General features: G+C 70.6%; 17 protein-coding genes. 7 read left to right on the top strand and 10 right to left on the bottom strand.

Going from position 1 to position 19602, the window contains the following annotated elements; all coding sequences use genetic code 11:
* Positions 1–17 precede the first annotated feature (17 nt).
* The gene (locus AB0A90_RS11730; protein ID WP_357245337.1) at positions 18–617 is read right to left on the bottom strand and encodes a hypothetical protein; all 600 of its coding nucleotides are present in this window, start codon (positions 615–617) and stop codon (positions 18–20) included.
* Between the two features lie 120 nt (positions 618–737).
* On the opposite strand from AB0A90_RS11730, the gene AB0A90_RS11725 reads away from it, so the two are divergent.
* Positions 738–2111 (top strand): serine/threonine-protein kinase, encoded by a 1374-nt coding sequence (locus AB0A90_RS11725; RefSeq protein ID WP_357245335.1) that lies wholly within the window; start codon positions 738–740, stop codon positions 2109–2111.
* Between the two features lie 5 nt (positions 2112–2116).
* Here AB0A90_RS11725 and AB0A90_RS11720 read toward each other — a convergent pair whose 3' ends face one another.
* The 3 genes from AB0A90_RS11720 to AB0A90_RS11710 all read right to left on the bottom strand — a co-directional run bounded on the left by AB0A90_RS11720 (position 2117) and on the right by AB0A90_RS11710 (position 3926).
* Entirely contained in the window at positions 2117–2671 is a 555-nt protein-coding gene (locus AB0A90_RS11720) for a hypothetical protein (RefSeq protein WP_357245333.1), read from the bottom strand.
* On the bottom strand, positions 2668–3207 hold the full coding sequence (locus tag AB0A90_RS11715; protein WP_357245330.1) for an RNA polymerase sigma factor: 540 nt from the start codon (positions 3205–3207) through the stop codon (positions 2668–2670). Before AB0A90_RS11715 ends, AB0A90_RS11720 begins: the two co-directional genes overlap by 4 nt.
* 98 nt (positions 3208–3305) lie before the next feature.
* Complete coding sequence (locus tag AB0A90_RS11710) at positions 3306–3926, bottom strand: L-threonylcarbamoyladenylate synthase (protein WP_357245328.1); 621 nt, start codon at positions 3924–3926, stop codon at positions 3306–3308.
* Positions 3927–4105: 179 nt separating this feature from the next.
* Here AB0A90_RS11710 and dnaE point away from each other — a divergent pair, with 179 nt between their 5' ends.
* Positions 4106–7636 (top strand): DNA polymerase III subunit alpha, encoded by a 3531-nt coding sequence (dnaE, locus tag AB0A90_RS11705; protein ID WP_357245326.1) that lies wholly within the window; start codon positions 4106–4108, stop codon positions 7634–7636.
* Between the two features lie 45 nt (positions 7637–7681).
* Here dnaE and abc-f read toward each other — a convergent pair whose 3' ends face one another.
* The 3 genes from abc-f to AB0A90_RS11690 all read right to left on the bottom strand — a co-directional run bounded on the left by abc-f (position 7682) and on the right by AB0A90_RS11690 (position 12007).
* Entirely contained in the window at positions 7682–9319 is a 1638-nt protein-coding gene (gene abc-f / locus AB0A90_RS11700; RefSeq protein WP_357245324.1) for a ribosomal protection-like ABC-F family protein, read from the bottom strand.
* A gap of 409 nt (positions 9320–9728) precedes the next feature.
* On the bottom strand, positions 9729–10424 hold the full coding sequence (locus tag AB0A90_RS11695; RefSeq protein ID WP_357245322.1) for a response regulator: 696 nt from the start codon (positions 10422–10424) through the stop codon (positions 9729–9731).
* Positions 10421–12007, bottom strand: coding sequence for a sensor histidine kinase (locus AB0A90_RS11690; protein WP_357245320.1), 1587 nt, complete (start codon positions 12005–12007; stop codon positions 10421–10423). Before AB0A90_RS11690 ends, AB0A90_RS11695 begins: the two co-directional genes overlap by 4 nt.
* Positions 12008–12107: 100 nt before the next feature.
* On the opposite strand from AB0A90_RS11690, the gene AB0A90_RS11685 reads away from it, so the two are divergent.
* From AB0A90_RS11685 to AB0A90_RS11670, 4 genes are all read left to right on the top strand, one after another.
* Complete coding sequence (locus AB0A90_RS11685; protein WP_357245318.1) at positions 12108–13487, top strand: cation:dicarboxylase symporter family transporter; 1380 nt, start codon at positions 12108–12110, stop codon at positions 13485–13487.
* A 235-nt stretch (positions 13488–13722) separates the two neighbouring features.
* Positions 13723–14934 (top strand): transcriptional regulator, encoded by a 1212-nt coding sequence (locus AB0A90_RS11680; RefSeq protein ID WP_357245316.1) that lies wholly within the window; start codon positions 13723–13725, stop codon positions 14932–14934.
* Between the two features lie 431 nt (positions 14935–15365).
* Positions 15366–15539 (top strand): hypothetical protein, encoded by a 174-nt coding sequence (locus AB0A90_RS11675; protein WP_357245314.1) that lies wholly within the window; start codon positions 15366–15368, stop codon positions 15537–15539.
* A gap of 186 nt (positions 15540–15725) precedes the next feature.
* On the top strand, positions 15726–16238 hold the full coding sequence (locus AB0A90_RS11670; RefSeq protein ID WP_357245312.1) for a DUF6069 family protein: 513 nt from the start codon (positions 15726–15728) through the stop codon (positions 16236–16238).
* Between the two features lie 9 nt (positions 16239–16247).
* On the opposite strand, the gene AB0A90_RS11665 is transcribed toward AB0A90_RS11670, so the two are convergent.
* Complete coding sequence (locus AB0A90_RS11665) at positions 16248–17243, bottom strand: helix-turn-helix domain-containing protein (RefSeq protein ID WP_357245310.1); 996 nt, start codon at positions 17241–17243, stop codon at positions 16248–16250.
* Between the two features lie 108 nt (positions 17244–17351).
* Positions 17352–18494: a serine hydrolase domain-containing protein gene (locus AB0A90_RS11660; RefSeq protein WP_357245308.1), complete on the bottom strand. Its 1143-nt coding sequence runs from the start codon at positions 18492–18494 to the stop codon at positions 17352–17354.
* A 53-nt stretch (positions 18495–18547) separates the two neighbouring features.
* Here AB0A90_RS11660 and AB0A90_RS11655 point away from each other — a divergent pair, with 53 nt between their 5' ends.
* Positions 18548–19126, top strand: a complete 579-nt coding sequence (locus tag AB0A90_RS11655) for a helix-turn-helix transcriptional regulator (RefSeq protein WP_357245306.1) — start codon at positions 18548–18550, stop codon at positions 19124–19126.
* 14 nt (positions 19127–19140) lie between these two features.
* Here AB0A90_RS11655 and AB0A90_RS11650 read toward each other — a convergent pair whose 3' ends face one another.
* Positions 19141–19563 (bottom strand): hypothetical protein, encoded by a 423-nt coding sequence (locus tag AB0A90_RS11650; protein WP_357245304.1) that lies wholly within the window; start codon positions 19561–19563, stop codon positions 19141–19143.
* Between the last annotated feature and the right edge of the window lie 39 nt (positions 19564–19602).

Genomic DNA, 19602 nt, shown 5'->3' with positions numbered 1-19602 from the left:
CCGACGGTTGACGCTGTTCAGCAGGCCGGACCCGCCCGGAAGTTCCGCTCGACGAAGCTGGCCGGACCGACCTGGAAGTAGCCCACGCCCGGCCGGATCGGGTGCCCGGTGAACAGCTCCACCCGCGAGCCGACCCGCACGAGGTACGCCTCGGCGTCCCCCGCGTCGTTGCGGATCAACGAACCCCGCCGGCCGTAGATCGCCTCCAACTCGTCGAACGACATACCGACCGTGGCGCCGGCGGGGGACTGCGGCGGTGCGGTGGCCGTACCGACCTCCACCAGTCGCCCGTCGCGGAAGGCCAGCACGAACACGCCGGCCCAGGAACCGGTCGATCCCGCGTGCACCACCCCGCCGCAGGCAGGAGCGGTCCAGCCGATGTGCCCGTTCGCGGTCAGCGTGCTCAGGCTGGCGCCGATCCGGTACACACCGGCGCCGGCGACGCTGAGCACCTGCGGGTGGCTGTGCTCGACAGCGGCGGCGAGCGGGCCGCGCGCCGAGGCGGATGCGGTGCCGCCGGTCCGGGGCGCTGCCGCCGCCGGGCCGGCGACGGCCACCGGGACGAGCGTGCCGAACGCCAGCGCGGCGGTGGTGAGGAGGATCGTGGGACGGTTCATGGTGGCTCCTTCGGTGATGGGTCTCCTGCCCTGTTAGTCACCGCGCCGGGGCCAACGGTTCGTCGGGTTTGCGACCGACCCGGTCTACTCTCCAAGGAAACGCCGGCCGGGGGTGACGCGGTGACGGCTCCACTGCGGATCGGGCCCTACGCCATCGAGCGACTGCTCGGCGTCGGATCGTTCGCGACCGTCTGGCTGGGCTACGACCGGGCGCTCGACGCGCACGTGGCGATCAAGGTGCTGGCCGAGAACTGGAGCCACGACCTGCGGGTCCGGGAACGCTTCCGCGACGAGGCCCGGCTGCTGCGCCGGCTGGACCACGAGCGGCTGATCCGGGTGCACGCCGTCGGTGAGTTGCCCGACGGCCGGCCGTACGCGGTCCTGGCCTGGGCGGACGGGGGGAGCCTGCGGGACCGCCTGGCCGCCGGTGAGATCCCCACGCCCACGGCGTTGCGGCTGCTCGGCGAGATCTGCGCGGGGGTTGCCGTGCTGCACCGGCACGGCGTCGTGCACCGTGATCTCACCCCGGGCAACATCCTGTTCCACTCCGCCGGTCCGGACGACCCCGACACCGAGAAGGTGCTGATCGCCGACCTCGGCCTGGCCAAGGCGCTCGCCGCCGCCTCCGGGCTGACCGCCCGAGCCGGTACCCCGGGTTACATGGCCCCCGAGCAGGACAACCCGGGCGCGGTGATCGACACCCGCGCCGACGTGTACGGGCTCGGCCGGCTCGGCATCCGGCTGCTGGGCGCCGACCCGCCCGGGTACGCCCCGGAGATCCGACTGCGGGCAGACGTGCCGCCAGCGGTCGCGGCGGTGCTCGCCCAGGCCACCGCCCACCACCCTGCCGACCGCTATCCCGACGCCGCGGCCCTGCACACCGCGCTGACCCGCGTGAGCGACCAGGTGGGGCTGGCTGTGGCGACCGGTCCCGTGCGCCGTCGGTACTGGCTGCTGCGGGTGGCCGGGGCCGCTGTCGTGGCAGTCCTGGTGGGTGCGGTGGGTGCCGAGCCGGGTGGAGTCGGGTCGGCGCGGCCGGTCGGCGGCACGTACACGACCGGGCCGCTGACCGTGGTGTTGCCACCCGGCTGGTCCGCCACCGGGGCGACCTGGGCCGGTCAGTACGGTGCCGACGGCCAACCCGAACCGGCGCTGGTGATGTCACCCCAACCCCGCCGGTGGGCCGCCGACCCTCGTCTGCCCGGCGCGTTCGTGGGCCTCTCCGCCACCACGGCGGCACGCGCCACGCCGGCCGGGTTCCTGGCCGAGCGCACCCACGGTGACTGCGCGCCCGCGCCGTCCCGGCTCATCCGGCCGGCGGGTGTCGAGTGGACGGTGGTGGCGTACCGCTGCGACCGAGGTCGGCCGCAGATCATCGAGTCGGCCGCCACGCACCCGGGCCGGCCCGCCTTGGTGTACGTGCAGATAAGCCCGCCCGCGGGCAGCGGACCCGACTTCGTGGACACCCTGCTCGCTGGCGTACGCCTGCGGTAGGCGCGCTAGCGGACCACCACGGTGATGGTGTGCTCCCGGCCGTCCTTGGGGATCGTCACAGCGACGGTGCCGGGGCGGACGAAGCGGATGTCCACCACGCCCGCCTCGTACTGCTGCGAGACCAACTCTGGACGGTCCACGGTGACGAGCCCCGGCCCGATGCCCTGGATCCGCAGCACCGCACCGGTGGCGAAGCAGAGCGATCGCAGCAACTCGATCTCGGTCTCGGCGAGCGGCAGGTCGTAGCGGACCGCGCCCTGGCAGGCCGGCGTCGCGTCGGCCGGCGGGGGAGTCGTGCGGGGCGTACCCCTGGTCCGGGTGGGTTCGGGCGGTGCCGGGACCGGGCGCGCGCTGGTCGGCGGCGGTCGCGTCGGCGACCCGGCGGTCGCGGGGGTCGTGGCGGGCATGGTGGTCGTGGCGGGGGTGGCGGGTGTCGGCGTCGAACGGCTCGGGCCGGGCGGTTGGACGGGCAGGGGCGAGACGGCGTCGGCGCCGCAGGCGGCGACCCCCGCGGTGGCCGCGAGGACGACGACGAGCCGGCGGAACGATGCCGCGTTCACTCGGCGCCGAGCCGTTGCCGGACCTGTCGGCGGGCCAGGTGCAACCGGGACTTCACGGTGCCCACCGGCACGTCGAGCAGGGCGGCGATCTCGGGGTAGCTCAGCCCGAGGACGTCGCGCAGGGCCACCACCTCGGCGAGGTCGGGATGGACCGAGTCGAAGGCGTCCAGCAGGTCGAGGCGGGTGCCCGCGACCACGCTGGTCCGCCGCGGGTCGGCCCGGTCGGGCAGCGGTACGCCGCCGGCCTCCAGCCGCCAGCGGCGGCGCAGCGTGCGGTAGGTCGAGCGGGACCGGTTGGCGGTCAGCCGGTGCAGCCAGGTGCGGAACGAGGAGCGCCCCTCGAACCGGGCGATGCCGTTGGCCAGCGCCAGCAGCGTGTCCTGGCAGGCCTCCTCGGCGTCCTCCCGGTTGGGCAGGAACCGGGCGCACAGCCGCAGCACCTCGGGGCGCACCGCCACCAGCAGGGCGTCCAGCGCCGCCGGGTCGCCGTGCGCGGCGGACCGGGCCAGGGCGTCGATGTCGTCCGCGTCGGGCATGCCGGGTGTCCAATGCTCGCCGGTGCCGATCCCCGAGCGTACGACCGGTGACACCGGCGTGGCCCGGTACGGTCCGGCACCCGACCCGGACCGGCGCGTTACTCGAAGCGGGACACGTCCCCGGCACCCCGACGCAGGATCTCCGGCTCGGGGCCGGACAGGTCGATCACGGTCGTCGGCTCCTTGCCGCAGTCGCCGGCGTCGAGGACCGCGTCGAGCTGGTGGTCGAGCCGTTCCTTGATCTCCCACCCCTGGGTCATCGGCTCGTCGTCGCCGGGCAGGACCAGGGTGCTCGACACCAGTGGTTCGGCCAGCTCGGCCAGCAGCGCCTGGGTGACGGTGTGCCGGGGTACGCGGACACCGACGGTGCGCTTCTTCGGGTGCAACATCCGGCGCGGCACCTCCTTGGTGGCCGGCAGGATGAAGGTGTAGCTGCCCGGGGTGGACGCCTTCACCAGACGGAAGACCGAGTTGCTGATCTGCACGAACTGGCCGAGCTGCGCGAAGTCCCGGCAGACCAGCGTGAAGTGGTGCCGGTCGTCGAGGTGGCGGATCTGGCGGATCCGGTCCAGCCCGTCCGCGTTGCCCAGCTGGACGCCGAGCGCGTAGCAGGAGTCCGTCGGGTAGGCGACCAGCCCACCACCTCGGATCAGGTCGGCGACCTGGCCGATGATTCGGGGCTGGGGGTTCTCCGGGTGCACGTCGTAGTACCTCGCCATGCTGATGAGCCTAGGCTCATTTTGCGCGGCGGGGAGGCGCGGGCTCGGTGGACCGCCCGGCGGACGAGACGAGGGCCACGACCCCCGGCGCGGACGGTGGAGCCGTCGAGATCACCTCGGTAGGGTAGGTCCCGGTCGGCTCCGACCAACAAGATCCACACCGCCGGGGGGCGCCAGGCATGGCCGATTCGTTCGCGCATCTGCACGTGCACACCGAATACTCGATGCTCGACGGAGCGGCCCGGCTGAAGGACCTGTTCGCCGAGGCCAACCGGCTGGGCATGCCGGCGGTGGCGATCACCGACCACGGCAACATGCACGGCGCGAACGACTTCTACAACCAGGCGATGGCCGCCGGGATCACCCCGATCCTGGGCGTCGAGGCGTACGTGGCGCCGGAGTCGCGCTACCACAAGGCGCGGGTCAAGTGGGGTCGGCCGGAGCAGAAGAGCGACGACGTCTCGGGTAACGGCGCGATCACCCACAAGACGATGTGGGCGAAGAACGCGCAGGGCCTGAAGAACCTGTTCACGCTCAACTCGCGCGCGTCCATGGAGGGGCACTACGTCAAGTGGCCCCGGATGGACATGGAGTTGATCGCCGAGCACGCCGAGGGGATCATGGCCACCACCGGCTGCCCGTCCGGCGCGGTGCAGACCCGGCTGCGGCTGGGCCAGTTCGACGAGGCGCTCAAGGTCGCGGCGAGCTACCAGGACATCTTCGGCAAGGACAACTACTTCCTGGAGATCATGGATCACGGCCTCTCCATCGAGAGCCGGGTCCGCGAGGGGCTCACCGAGATCGCCCGCAAGCTGGACATCCCGCCGGTGGTCACCAACGACTCGCACTACACCCACGAGGCGCAGGCCACCGCCCACGACGTGCTGCTCTGCGTGCAGACCGGCAGCAACATCGACGACCCCAACCGGTTCCGCTTCGAGGGTGGCGGCTACTTCGTCAAGAGCGCCGACCAGATGCGCGCGGTGGACTCGTCCGAGCTGTGGCAGCAGGGGTGCCGCAACACGCTGCTGGTCGCCGAGAAGGTCGACCCGAAGGGCATGTTCGAGTTCCACAACCTGATGCCGCGCTTCCCGGTGCCCGACGGGGAGACCGAGGAGTCCTGGTTCCGCAAGGAGACGTTCGCCGGCCTGGGCCGCCGCTACCCGAACGGCATCCCGGAGGGGCACGTCGTCCAGGCCGAGTACGAGCTGGGCGTCATCAACCAGATGGGCTTCCCGTCGTACTTCCTCGTGGTCGCCGACTTCATCCAGTGGGCCAAGAGCCAGGGCATCTCGGTCGGTCCGGGTCGTGGTTCGGCCGCCGGCTCGCTCGTCGCGTACGCGCTGGGCATCACCGACCTGGACCCGATCCAGCACGGCCTGATCTTCGAGCGGTTCCTCAACCCCGAGCGCGTGTCGATGCCGGATGTCGACATCGACTTCGACGAGCGTCGGCGCGGTGAGGTGATCAAGTACGTCACCGACAAGTGGGGTGAGGACAAGGTCGCCCAGATCGCCACGTTCGGCACGATCAAGGCGAAGGCCGCGATCAAGGACTCGGCCCGGGTGCTTGGTTTCCCGTACGCGGTCGGCGACCGGATCACCAAGGCGATGCCGCCGGCAGTGATGGGCAAGGACATCCCGCTCACCGGCATCTTCGACACCAAGCACCCCCGCTACGCCGAGGCCGGCGAGATCCGCGGCCTGTACGACTCCGACCCGGACGTCCGCAAGGTGATCGACACCGCGAAGGGCATCGAGGGGCTGATCCGGCAGACCGGTGTGCACGCCGCCGGCGTCATCATGTCCGCCGAGCCGATCATCGAGCACATCCCGTTGACGCGCCGCGACGCCGACGGGGCGATCATCACGCAGTTCGACTACCCGACCTGCGAGTCGCTCGGGCTGCTGAAGATGGACTTCCTCGGCCTGCGCAACCTGACGATCATCGACGACGCCGTCAAGAACATCGAACTCAACCACGGCCTCAAGCTCGACCTGCTGGCCCTGCCGCTGGACGACCCGGCCGCGTACGAGCTGCTGGCCCGCGGTGACACCCTGGGCGTGTTCCAGCTCGACGGTGGGCCGATGCGGTCCCTGCTGCGGTTGATGAAGCCGGACAACTTCGAGGACATCTCCGCGGTCCTGGCCCTGTACCGACCCGGCCCGATGGGCGTCGACTCGCACACCAACTACGCGCTGCGCAAGAACGGCCTCCAGGAGATCACCCCGATCCACCCGGAGCTGGAGGAGCCGCTGCGGGAGATCCTGGCACCCACCCACGGCCTGATCGTCTACCAGGAGCAGGTGCAGCGCGCCGCGCAGATCCTCGCCGGCTACACCCTCGGTCAGGCGGACCTGCTGCGCCGGGCCATGGGTAAGAAGAAGAAGGAGATCCTCGACAAGGAGTTCATCCCGTTCCGGGACGGCTGCCGCGAGCGCGGCTACTCCGACGAGGCGATCCAGGCCGTGTGGGACGTCCTGGTGCCGTTCGCCGGGTACGCCTTCAACAAGGCGCACTCCGCCGCGTACGGCCTGGTGTCCTACTGGACCGCGTACCTCAAGGCGCACTACCCGGCCGAGTACATGGCCGGGCTGCTGACGTCCGTCGGTGACGACAAGGACAAGATGGCGCTCTACCTGTCCGAGTGTCGCCGGATGCGGATCCAGGTGCTGCCACCGGACGTGAACACCTCGGCCGGACCGTTCACCCCGGTCGGCAAGGACATCCGCTTCGGTCTGGCCGCGGTGCGCAACGTCGGCGCGAACGTGGTCGCCTCGATCATGCGGTGCCGGGAGGAGAAGGGCGACTACGCCGACTTCTACGACTTCCTGTCCAAGGTGGACGCGGTGGTCTGCAACAAGAAGACAATCGAATCGCTGATCAAGGCCGGCGCGTTCGACTCCCTCGAGCACCCCCGCAAGGGCCTGCTCGCGGTGCACGCGGACGCCATCGACGCGTACGCCGACGTGAAGCGCAAGGAGGCGGTCGGCCAGTACGACCTGTTCGGCGCCGGCTTCGGCGACGCCGACACCGGCAGCACGACGGTGATGCCGGTCATCAGCGAGAGCGAGTGGGACAAGCGCGACAAGCTGGCGTTCGAGCGCGAGATGCTCGGCCTGTACGTCTCCGACCACCCACTGTTCGGCCTGGAGCACGTCCTCGGCGCGGCGGCCGACACCACGATCGCCTCCCTGGCCGAGGACGGCGCGGTGCCCGACGGGGCGGTGGTCACCCTCGCCGGCATCCTGTCCGGAGTGCAGCGCCGGGTCACCAAGCAGGGCCGGGCCTGGGCCTCGGCCACCCTGGAGGACCTGGCCGGTGGGGTCGAGACGCTGTTCTTCCCCAACACCTACGAGGTGATCGGGCAGTACATCGCCGAGGACGCCATCGTGGTGGTCAAGGGCCGGGTGGACCGCCGCGACGACACCCCACGGATCATGGCGATGGACATGTCCATGCCGGACGTCAGCACCAGCGCCACCAACAAGCCGGTCACCCTCACCATTCCGGTGCACCGCTGCACACCGCCGCTGGTGGAGAAACTGAAGGAAACCCTGGTGCTGCACCCCGGCGACACCGAGGTGCACGTCAAACTCCAGAACGGCGGCCGCACCACCACCCTGCGGCTGGGTCCGTTCCGGGTGGCGGCGACGACCGCGCTGATGGGTGACCTGAAGAGCGTCCTCGGCCCGGCCAACGTGAGCTGACGGGTCCGCGGCCCGGCCGGCGTACATCCGGCCGGGCCGTCGGGCTCAGTCCCGGTCGGGGGCCGCGATCTCCCGCAGCTGGCCGTCGGCCAGCCGCAGCCACCGCTGCACGCCGATCTCGGCGAGGAACCGTTCGTCGTGGCTGACCACGACAAACGCCCCCTGGTACGCGGACAGCGCACTCTCCAACTGGGCGACGCTGACCAGGTCCAGGTTGTTCGTCGGCTCGTCGAGCAGCAGCAGTTGCGGTGCCGGCTCGGCGCAGAGCACACACGCGAGGGTGGCGCGCAGCCGCTCACCGCCGGAGAGCACCCCGACGGGCAGGTTCACCCGGGAGCCCCGGAACAGGAACCGGGCCAGCAGGTTCATCCGCCGGGCGTCCGGCAGGCTCGGCGCGTACGCGGCGAAGTTCTCCGCCACCGAGCGGTCCAGGTCCAGCAGGTCCAGCCGCTGCGACAGGTACGCGATCCGTCCGTCCGCCCGTTTGATGTCGCCGCCGGCCGGTTCCAGGTCACCGTTGACGAGGCGCAGCAGGGTCGACTTGCCGACGCCGTTCGCCCCGGTGAGCGCGATCCGTTCCGGCCCCCGGATCACCAGGTCGGCGCCGTCGCCGCCGAACAGCTCCCGATCGTCGAAGCGGGCACGCATCCCCTGGCCGGAGAAGACGGTGCGCCCGGCCGGCACGGTGGTGTCCGGCAGGTCCACGGTGATCCGGTCCTCGTCGCGCACCGCCCGGCCCGCCTCGTCGAGGCGCGCCTGGGCCGATCCGACCCGGTTGGAGTGGGTCTCCTGCGCCCGGCCCGCCGACTCCTGCGCGCTGCGCTTCAGCCCACCGGCCACGATCCGCGCCAGGCCGGCGTTCTTCAGGTTCTTGGAGGCGTTGCTGGCCCGCCGGTCGGCCCGCTCCCGGGCCTGCTGCATCTCCCGCTTCTCCCGCTTGACCTCCTGCTCGGCGTTGCGCAGGTTGCTCTCGGCCACCTCCCGCGCCGCCTGCACCGCCTCGGTGTACGCGGTGAAGTTGCCCCCGTACCAGTTGATCTCACCGCGGTCCAGCTCGGCGATGCGGTCCATCCGGTCCAGCAGCTCCCGGTCGTGGCTGACCAGCAGCAGGCACCCCGACCAGTCGGTGAGCACGTCGTAGAGCTTGTGCCGTGCCTCCACGTCCAGGTTGTTCGTCGGTTCGTCGAGCAGCAGCACGTCCGGGCGGCGCAGCAGTTGCGCCGCCAGGCCGAGGGAGACCACCTGGCCGCCGCTGAGGGTGTGCAGCCGCCGGTCGAGCGCCAGGTCACCGAGGCCGAGCCGGTCCAGTTCGGCGCGGGTGCGCTCCTCGATGTCCCAGTCGTCGCCGATGGTGGCGAAGTGTGCCTCGCTGGCGTCGCCGGCCTCGATGGCGTGCAGCGCCGCGATCCGCTCGGCGACGCCGAGCACCTGCGCCACGGTCAGGTCGCCGACCATCGGCAGGGTCTGCGGAAGGTAGCCGAGCAGGCCGTCGACGGTGACGCTGCGACCGCTGGGCGGCAGCTCCCCGGCGATCAGCCGCAGCAGGGTGCTCTTGCCGGCGCCGTTGGGCGCGACCAGGCCGGTGCGCCCGCCCGGGACGGTGAAGGACAACTCCGAGAAGACCGGGGTGTCGTCCGGCCAGGAGAAGGAAAGGTTCGAGCAGACGATGAACGCATCAGACATGAGAGTGACCTCAAAGGGTGGGGTGGGCGCGCCTAGGTCGCCCGACGACACGGGACCGGTGGAACGACGACATGGCCTCGGCGGCTGCGCCTACGCGCGCCGAACCGATGGCCGAACACGTCCGGTCTCACCCGGAGATGTCGTCGTCACCCGCCATGTCTGGTCTCCCTGGTCGTGTCACCAACCCAACTCGCCAAGTCTAACAACGGATCTTCACCCCGCCACCGGGTTCCCGACCAGGCGGTGCTCCCGCGTGGGGCACGTGGCCCCAAGATCGTGCTCGAACCTGGATGTAGTGGTGTCGGGCGTCCCGGATGCCACTACAACCAGGATATTGCGCGATCTTGCGGCGGGGCACTCACCGGGAGGCACGGCTCGAGAGACCTACCGGCTCGGCGCGGAAGCACGGTCACCTTGGGCGGTACTCGACCTCGGGGCGGCCGGGGGTGCCGTAGCGGGGGCTGCGGACCGCGCGGTCGACGGTCACCAGGTATTCGAGGTAGCGGCGTGCGGTCACCCGGGAGATGCCGGTCAGCCCGCTCACCTCGGTCGCGGACAGTCCCGCCTGTGGGCCGGTCCCGTCGGTGAGCGCCGCGCGTACCCGATTGAGGGTCTGCGCGTCGAGCCCCTTGGGCAGGCTGTGCCCGGCGGTGCCGCGCAGGGTGGCGAACATGTGGTCCACCTCGTGCTGGGCGGCGACCTCGCCGTCGGCGAGCGCCTGGGCGCGATAGTCGGCGTAGCGTTCCAGCTTGTCGCGGAACGCCGCGAACGTGAACGGTTTGAGCAGGTAGTGGGTCACCCCGAGGGACACCGCGGTGCGTACCACCGCCAGGTCCCGGGCGGAGGTCACCGCGAGCACGTCGACGTTGCTGCCGGCGGCCCGCAGCGCCCGGCAGACGTCCAGGCCGTGCAGGTCGGGCAGCCGAAAATCCAGGAGTACGAGGTCCACGTCGCCGCCGTCGCCCGCGCGCAACGCCGCCATCGCGGCCCGCGCGGTGTGCGCCACCCCGACCACCACGAAACCGGGAACCCGTTCGGTGTACGCGGTGTGCGCCTCGGCCAGCAGCGGCTCGTCCTCGACGACCAGCACCCGGATGTCGGTCATCGCGGGGCACCGCCGACCGGTAGGTGGACCGTGAACAGGCTGCCCCCGTCGTCCGAGCGGGTCACCTCGTAGCGGCCACCGTGGCGGCGGACCACCTGCCCGATCAGCGCCAGACCGAGACCCCGTCCGGTGCTCTTCGTGGACCAGCCGCGCCGGAACGCGTCCGCCACCCGGTCCGCGGCCAGCCCGGGTCCGCTGTCGGCGACCCGGACCACCAGTTCGTCGTCGACGGCGCCGACGAAGACCCGTACCGTGCGCGGCGGGGGCGTGCCGGCGACCGCCTCCAGGGCGTTGTCGATCAGGTTGCCCACGACGGTGAGCAGGTCGTTGGTGGGCAGTGGGCTGTCGTCGAGGCGGCAGTCCGGCTCGATGACCAGGTCCACCCCGCGCTCGCCGGCCTGTGCCGACTTGCCGAGCAGCAGCGCGGCCAGGGCCGGCTCGGTGACCGCGTCGACCACCCGGTCGGTCAGCTGCTGCGCCAGGGCCAGGTCCCGGGTGCCGAGCCGGACCGCCTCGTCGGCCCGGCCCAGCTCCACAAGCGTCAGGACCGTGTGCAGCCGATTGGCCGACTCGTGGGTCTGCGCCTGCAACGCCTCGGTCAGCGCGCGGACCGAGTCCAGCTCGCTGGCCAGGGTCCGCAGCTCGGTCTGGTCGCGCAGGGTCAGCACGGTGCCGAGCGGCGCCCCCTCGAAGCGGGCGGTCCGCTGGTTGGCCACCAGCACCCGGTCACCGGCCAGCATGGGCTCGTCGAGGGCGTCGCGGCCGGAGCCGAGCAGCTCGGCCACCGCGGGCGGCAGGTCGATTCCGGCCACCGGCTGGTCGGTGACCGGGTCGTCGGCGTCGAGGCCCAGCAGGCGCCGACCCTCGTCGTTGACCAGCGCCACCCGCCGATCGGTGGTCAGCACCACGAGACCCTCGCGCACCGAGTGCAGGACCGCGTCGTAGTACTCGTACATCCGGGTCATCTGCGTCGGTCCCAGGCCGTGGGTCTGCCGGCGAAGTCGGCGGCTGAGCAGCCACGAACCGGTCGCGGCGAGGGCGAGCGCCGGCGTCGCGACGCCCAGCAGCACGGGAAGTTGGCGCAGCAGCTTGCGGTTGATGGCCCGGGTGGTGATGCCCACCGACACCAGGCCGACGATGCGCTTCTGCTCGTCGTACACCGGCACCACCGCGCGCACCGACTCGCCGAGCGTCCCGACGTTGGTGGTGGTGAACGCGCGGCCCGCCAGGGCGGGCCCGATGTCACCGACGAACGGCTCGCCGATGCGGTCCCGGGTCGGGTGCGAGAAACGGGTGCGGTCGGGGGCCATCACCACCACGAAGTCGGTGCCCGTGGCCCGCCAGGTCGATTCGGCGTACGGCTGAAGGATGCTGGCCGGGTCGGCGGTCGTGAGGGCCGCGCGGACGTCGGGGGAGCCGGCCACGGTCTGCGCCACCGCGAGCACCTTCTCCTGCGCGGCCTGGCGGGAGTCGACGCGGGCCAGCCAGGCCGCGCCCGCCGCGCCGGCCAACACGAGCAGCGTCACCACCATCGCCTGGAGGGCGAAGAGTTGCCCCGCGATGCTCCACTGCCGTCGAGCCACCTTCACCACCTCCTCGTCGCGCCGCTGCCGTTGTCGCGTTCGCGGTGAACAGAATGACCGCAAGGCTGTCAACGGGTGAGACACGGTTCACATTGTCGACATGGACACCACCACATCCGCCACCACACCGGCACCGGCGGTCCGCCGGGACCGTACCCGCTACCTGTACCTCGCCGTCATCGTGGCCGTGCTCGCCGGCATCGTGGTCGGCCTGGTCGCCCCCGATTTCGGCAAGGAACTCAAGCCGGTCGGCACCGGTTTCGTCAACCTGATCAAGATGATGATCAGCCCGGTCATCTTCTGCACGATCGTGCTCGGCGTCGGCTCCGTCCGCCAGGCGGCGAAGGTCGGCAAGGTCGGCGGCCTGGCGCTGGGCTACTTCCTGACCATGTCGACGGTCGCGCTCGCCATCGGCCTGGTCGTCGGCAACCTCATCCACCCCGGCTCCGGCCTGGATCTCGGCCAGGACCTCGCGGGCGCGGGCAAGGCCGCCGCCGGAGACGAGGCCGGCGGTACGACGGAATTCCTGCTCGGGATCATCCCGACCACGCTGTTCTCCGCGCTCACCGAGGGGGAGGTGCTCCAGACGCTGCTGGTGGCGCTGCTCGTCGGCTTCGCCGTGCAGGCGATGGGCCGGCGCGGTGAGCCCGTGCTCGGCGCGATCGCCGTCATTCAGCGGGTCGTCTTCAAGGTCCTCGCCATGATCATGTGGCTGGCGCCGGTCGGCGCGTTCGGTGCCATGGCCGCCGTCGTCGGCGCGACAGGCGTGGACGCCCTCAAGAGCCTCGCCCAGATCATGCTCGGCTTCTACGCCACCTGTCTGATCTTCGTGCTGGTCATCCTGGGCGCGCTGCTCTGGTTCGTGGCCCGGATCTCGATCTTCTCGCTGCTGCGGTACCTGGGCCGGGAGTTCCTGCTGATCCTGTCGACCTCCTCGTCGGAGTCGGCGCTGCCGCGGCTCATCGCGAAGATGGAGCACTTCGGCGTGAGCAAGCCGGTCGTGGGCATCACGGTGCCGACCGGGTACTCCTTCAACCTGGACGGCACGGCGATCTACCTGACCATGGCGTCGCTGTTCATCGCCGACGCGCTGGGCAACCCGCTCTCCATCGGCGAGCAGATCTCGCTGCTGCTGTTCATGATCATTGCTTCGAAGGGCGCGGCGGGCGTCACCGGCGCCGGCATCGCGACCCTGGCCGGCGGGCTCCAGTCGCACCGGCCCGACCTGGTGGACGGGGTCGGCCTGATCGTCGGCATCGACCGGTTCATGTCGGAGGCCCGCGCGCTCACCAACTTCGCCGGCAACGCGGTGGCGACCGTGCTGGTCGGCACCTGGACCGGCGAGTTCGACCGGGACCGGGCGGTCGGAGTGCTCAAGGGCGACGACCCGTTCGACGAGGCCACCATGCTCGACGAGCACGACGACGATTCGGCGGCACGCCCCGACGAAGCAACCACGCCGGCCGGCGTCCCCGCCTGACCGTCCCGCCTGTTGGTCCACGGCGATGATCGACACGGGATCGGCAATATCGGGGTGTCCGAGCGCGTAGGAGACCCCGATATCGCTGACCTCGTGTCGATCACCACCGAAAGGCGCCGGGGTCGGGGCCGCGGGCGGGGGCGTGTGCGGGTTCCTGGGCGGCGCGCCGGTCGGTAGCGTGGGGCGTGGCGGCGGACGGGCCGGTACGACGTCCCGCGCCACGAGGAGGTTCGGGATGGATTCCCTGCCGGAGCTGACGTTCGGTCAGCGGCTCAAGGTCTACCGCGAGCGTTCGGGCAAGACTCGTGCCGTACTCGGCGGCCTGGTGGGTCGCAGCGCCGAGTGGGTCAAGGCAGTGGAGACCGACCGCATTCTGCCGCCGCGCGTCCACATGCTCGACCGGATCGCGCGTGCCCTCAAGGTCGACCTGTCGGTCCTGGTCGGGGAGTTGAGCGACCGCTCCGCGATCGTGAACGGGCCGGAACATCCGGCGCTCGCCTCGGTTCGGGACGCCGTGAACCGCTACACGTTCTCCGGCGACGCCACGCCTGAGCCGTTGGGTCGGCTCGGAAACCGTCTCGCTGCGGCCTGGCGGGCACGCCATCAGGCGCCGGACCATCGCACGGTGCTGGGCGCCCTCCTGCCGGACCTGCTCCGCGACGTCCAACGCGCGGCGTTGACCTACGAGGGTGACGAGCGTCGACGAGCCCAGGCGCTCTTGGGCGAGGCGCTCGGGCTCGCGCAGATGTTCCTCGCCTACCAGCCGGCCGCCGAGATTCTGTGGCGCGTCGCCGACCGCGCGATGGTGGCCGCGCAGGAGTCCGGTGATCCCGAGGCGCTGGCCTGCGCGGGGTGGTTTCTGTGCCAGGTGCACCGGGACGCGGGCGACTGGGACACCGCCATGGCGGTGACGCTAGACGTCCTCTCCGCCCTGGAGGCGCGTGCGTCCGACGCGAACACCAACCTCCTGGCCCTCTTCGGCGCGCTCCACTTCGAAGCCGCTTACACCGCTGCCCGAGCAGGTGAGGAGGGTCGTGCCTGGCGGTACTGGGACCACGCCGATCGGATCGCGCAGCGCCTGCCGCAGGGCTTCTACCAGCCGCAGACGTCGTTCTCCCGCGTCATCATGGGTGCCCACGCCGTCACCGTGGCCGTCGAGTTGCAGAAGTCCGGCGAAGCGGTGCGGCAGGCACGGCGCCACGACGCAGCAGCCATTCCGTCGCGACCCCGCCGCGCGCGACACCTCGTCGAGGTCGCCCGGGCCCATTACGGCAAGGGCGACAGTGACACCGCCATGGCGAACCTTCGCCAGGCGCACGAGTCGGCCCCGGAGACGGTCCGCTTCAACGGCTACGCCCGACAGATCACTCTGGACCTGCTCAGCGGGCCGCCGTCCAGCCGCGAGGACGCCCGAGATCTCGCACTGAAGGTCGGTCTCGTCTCTTGATCTAGGGGTACGAACTCTACCCACGATGCCCCGAAACCCTCCGTAACGTCCCCGCCACGGGATGCGGCGGGCGGTGCGGACTTCGCCTGGTCGCCGCGTCCCCCTCAACCTCAGGGGTGGCTGGCCGCCCTCGCCAAGACGGGGAGGACGCGTGCGACGCGTCTCGTACGACGAATACCTCGCGGTGGTCGCACTGACCCTGGCCCGTAGGCACCGGCCTGTCTGGTCCTGGCGGCATTGGCGACGAATCTGCTGTTGCGGAACCGACCTGCCGTGCCGAAGCCGTCATCGTCTCCCAATCAACCGCGTCCACTGGCCCGCCCAGGGCACGTCGTGACGACCCTCCATCAGCCGACCTCACCGCTCTGGAACTGCGGGTACTGTGCTGCCGACTGGCCCTGCGAGCCGGGGCGCTTTCTCGGCTGGGTGCGGTGAGCATCATTCGGGCCGGAGACGAGAAGTTCCACTACAGCGACGGGTCACACAGGTGGATCCCGCCCAGCCCCGACTACGACCAGGAGGTCTGGGACGAGCAGGTCCGCCAGCACAAGCAGAGCCACCTGCGGAACGAGCACCCGAAGGTCCGCATCCAACGTCTCGTGTGACGCGCCGACCCGTGTCAGCTCGTTGCCCCGAAGCCGCCGTGCAGGGTGAGCGGCGACCATGACGCCCATCGGCCGGCGTGGCGCGATTGGCCATCCTGGTCGGCCTGACCCGATGACAGTGATGAGTTTCGGCGCCCCTGCCCGTCATACCTGCGACAGGACCTGACGAGGCGGAAGGATCACGTGATGAGTGCGGATACGCGGCTGAACGAGTTGGGCGTGAGCGGTTTTGGTGAGGTCGCCGAGCCGGCGGTGCACGTGCGCGGCTACCGGATGCTCGGGTCCGGCGCGAGCCCGGCACCGGGCCGGACCACCCGTGGGCTCGTCGGCACCGGCCTCGTCGCCGCGCTCGCAGCGGTGGTGGCCACCACCCTCGGCGCTGCGCTCGCCCAGGCCGGTGGCGTCGACTTCGAGGTCCCCGATGGTGGCGAGACGATCCCGTTGGCCGGGTTCGCCGTGGTGACCGGCTTCTTCTCGGTCGTGGGCATCGTCATCGCCGCCGCGTTTCGTCGGTGGAGCGCTCGTCCCGCCAAGCGATTCGTGTGGACGACGGTGTCGCTGACCGCGATCTCGTTGGTCCCGCCGGTCATCTCCGGGGCAAGCGCCGCGACCATCGCCGCCCTCGTCGGGCTGCACCTGGTGCCTGCGGCGGTGACGATTCCCGTCCTCGCGCGGAGCCTCCGCACCCGAACCGACTGACCGGTCTCGTCAGCGACGCCGGTCGGGCGCCGAGGGGGCGTTGCGGAACGCTCGGGGGGACATGCCGAAGGCGGCGGTGAACACCCTGCTGAAGTGGGCCTGGGAAGGAAAGCCCCAGCGGGCGGCGACGGTGTGGATGGCCCGCCCGCGTTGCAGGGGATCGCGCAGGTCGCGCGCGCACCGGTCCAGTCGCCTCGTCCGGATGATGTCGGCGACGGTCTGGTCCTCGGCCTCGAACGCCCGGTGCAGGCTGCGGAGCGAGACGTGGTGCGCGGCCGCCACGGTGCCGGGGGAGAGGTCCGGGTCGCCGAGGTGCTCGTCGATGAATGCCTTGACGCGCACGCGCAGGCTGTGCCCGCGTACCTCGGTCGGCAGGGCTTCGGTGAGGTCCAGGCGCTGGGCCAGTGTCGCGGAGATGAGGTCTCGGGCGACGATGCCCAGGAGTGGGACGTCGCGCTCCTGGTACTGCTCCGGGTGGCCCAACACCTGGTGTACGAAGTTGCTGAGCAGCGCGCCCATTCCCTCGACGGCGGAGATGTTGGTGCCGAGGAGCTGCGCGATCTTGTCGGGATGCAGCGGTACGAGACCGTGCGGCACGAGGATCGTCAGGGTGGTCAACAGACCCTCGAGCCGCGACCGCCCCTGATGCGACGACTGGTGTGGTCGCGACGTGTCGACGACGGCGAACTGCCCCGGCGTGAAGAGGTTGGTCCGCCGCTCCTGTTCCACCCCGCCGTGCCCGGACAACGGCAGCGCGAACTCGTACATCTCCGGGTCGCTGCGGCGGATGAACGTGCTGGTCCGCTGCATGTCCAGGGACGGGTACCGCCAGGACGACAGGACGATCTCACCCAGACTGATGACCTCGGCCCGGGCCTGGAAGTTTGCCGCGTGGGCACTGTGGATCCGCATCGGGACCGATTCACGCGCCACCAGGTCGTGCCAGTAACCGAACCGCTCACTCGCGGGCACCGCGGTCGTGTCCGCCGAGCCTACGGTGAGCACTGGCTACCTCGAATTCTGTCGATGTCGGCGACGGGTGACGGCAGCGCCGCCGACCGGAATGAGAAAATCACCTTAACTCCGGCTCAGGTTCGGCGCGTCGTCGTCGCCTCATGTTCGTAGAGCGCCCAGACACCGGGCCATCACCCGGTAGGGGATGGCCTGGCCCCTGGTCTGGTCGACGGTGCCCACCAGGTGCAGGTCGAGCTGTGGACAGTGGAAGAGCCACGTGCCGGTGACTCCGGAATGGCCGACGAGCGTGACCGGGCGGCGGCCCGACGACATGAGCCGGCCGACCGTGAAGAACATGGTGCCCAGCCCGTACCTGAGGACGGGGATGTTGCGCAGTCGGTTGCGCCGCTCGGTGAGCAGCTGCCCTGAGCGGGTGTCCCGGAAGAGGGCACCACCAAGGAGCGCTCGCTGAAAGGTGAGGAGATCGGCGGTGGTGCTGAACAGGTCGTTGCAGGATCCGATCATCGAGGGCACCTCCACGCGGCGCTGCTTCGCGTAGAGCGGCGAGGGCGGTGCGGACGCCGCAGGTGGCGGGGGATCCCCGGGGAGCCAGGTGTGCGTCAGGTCGAGCGGGCCGAGGATCCGTTCGGTCAGCAGGTCGGCGAACGACCGACCGGTCACCGTCTCCATGATGCGGATCAGCAGTTGGAAGCCGGTGTCGGAGTAGCGGGCCTTCTGCCGTACGGCACTGAGGTCCTGCGGCGTGAAGTGCGGGCGCTGCTGCTCGCGCGTGGTCCGCACGGTGTCCTCGAAGGTCCAGGCCAGATCCTGCCCGGTAGCCAGGCGCTCATTCAGGCTGGGGCCTTCCCGACGCTTCTCGAAGTGGTCGGGCAGGCCGGACGTGTGACTGGCGAGGTGGCGCACCGTGATCGCCGACGTACGGTCGATTCCTCCGAGGACATGCAGGCCGGTCGTCGTCTCCGCCGGCAGGTAGCTGGTGATCGGCGCGGACAGGTCGAGTTCACCGCGTTCGTGCGCCTGCAGAACCAGCGCGATGATGAACCGCTTGGTGACGCTGGCGATGAAGAACGGGGTGTCGGGACGCACCGGTTGATCGTGGGCGCCGACCCGCCCGCAGGCAGCCGACCAGCGCAGCGTCCCGTCGCCGCTGGCGACGGCGAGGTTGGCGTGGTGTACGCCGCGGTGCGCGACGAGATTCTCCAGCAAGCCCCTCAGTCGCGCGTCGACACCGGCGGGAACGTGATTGTCGTGAGCGGTGATTGTGGTCAGTGACGATCTCACCAGCATATGTCTACTAGACATGTCTCTGAGAGGCAACAACCTAGACTCGGCCAATGGCCCACGTGATCCTTGGTCTGCTCCTGATCACCCCGCAGACCTTCTACGACCTCATCAAGGGATTCGAGGCCGGCGTCGCGCTCTTCTACAGCGCCAGTTCCGGAAGCATCAAACGGGCGCTGGACACCCTGCTCACCCGAGGGCTCATCGAGGTGGCCAGCACCGAAGCCGGCGGGCGGGGACGGAAGGTGTACCGCGTCACCGACGCCGGCCGGCAGGAGTTCCACGCGTGGATGACCGGAGAGCTGACCGGGTCCGATCTGGAAACCGCGGCGCTGTCCCGGCTCTACTTCCTCGGTCTGCTGAAGCCAGACGAACGCGTACCGGCGCTGCGCGGTGTCACGGGTCGCATCGAGAACGACCTCGCCAGGCTCTCGGCCCTCGCCACGCACCTCCGAGACCTGGAGGTGCCCGAGGAGCACCGCGACCTCGCCACCCATCAACGCGCAACGCTCGACTACGGCATCGCCGCACACCGCTTCACGCTCGACTGGTTCCGCGATCACATCAACCGACACGAGCCGGGCCACCTGCGCGACGAGGATCCGAAGGTCCGCATCCGGCGCCTCGGGTGACGCGCCGACCCGTGTCAGCTCGTCGCACCCAGAGCCGCCGCGCAGAACTCGGCTGGTGGCAGGTATTCGTGGACGGAGACGTAGTGGAGCAGGAGCTGAGGTGCGGCGTACACGACGCCGTCGCCCTGGACCTGGAACTCGGCGCTCTCGCGGGCGATCATGCCCAGCCGAATGGCTTCTCTGGCGTCACCGCCGATGTCCCGGATGCAGATCTCGCAGAAGTGGTATCCGCGTGTCTGGCGGACCCGCACCGTGGCCAGCTTCGTCAGGGCTGGCATCAGGCCGTCCGGGGGAGCGCCGGTCGGGAACGGATGCGCGGCGTCCAGCCAACCGACGTTGAGCAGCGGCAGGTCCGGCCACGGCTCGTCGGTTAACCCTGGCTCGTCCTCACGCCGCTCCAGGTACGTGTACGGCGTCAGGTCCGCGAAGTAGGTCACGGGTCCTGTCTACCCCCGGTGCGCTTGACAAGCGATGTG

It is taken from the genome of Micromonospora sp. NPDC049204 (assembly GCF_040647935.1).
Lineage (GTDB): Bacteria > Actinomycetota > Actinomycetes > Mycobacteriales > Micromonosporaceae > Micromonospora.
Note: the sequence above shows the minus strand (reverse complement) of the source record. Positions and strands in the feature narration are given on the sequence as shown.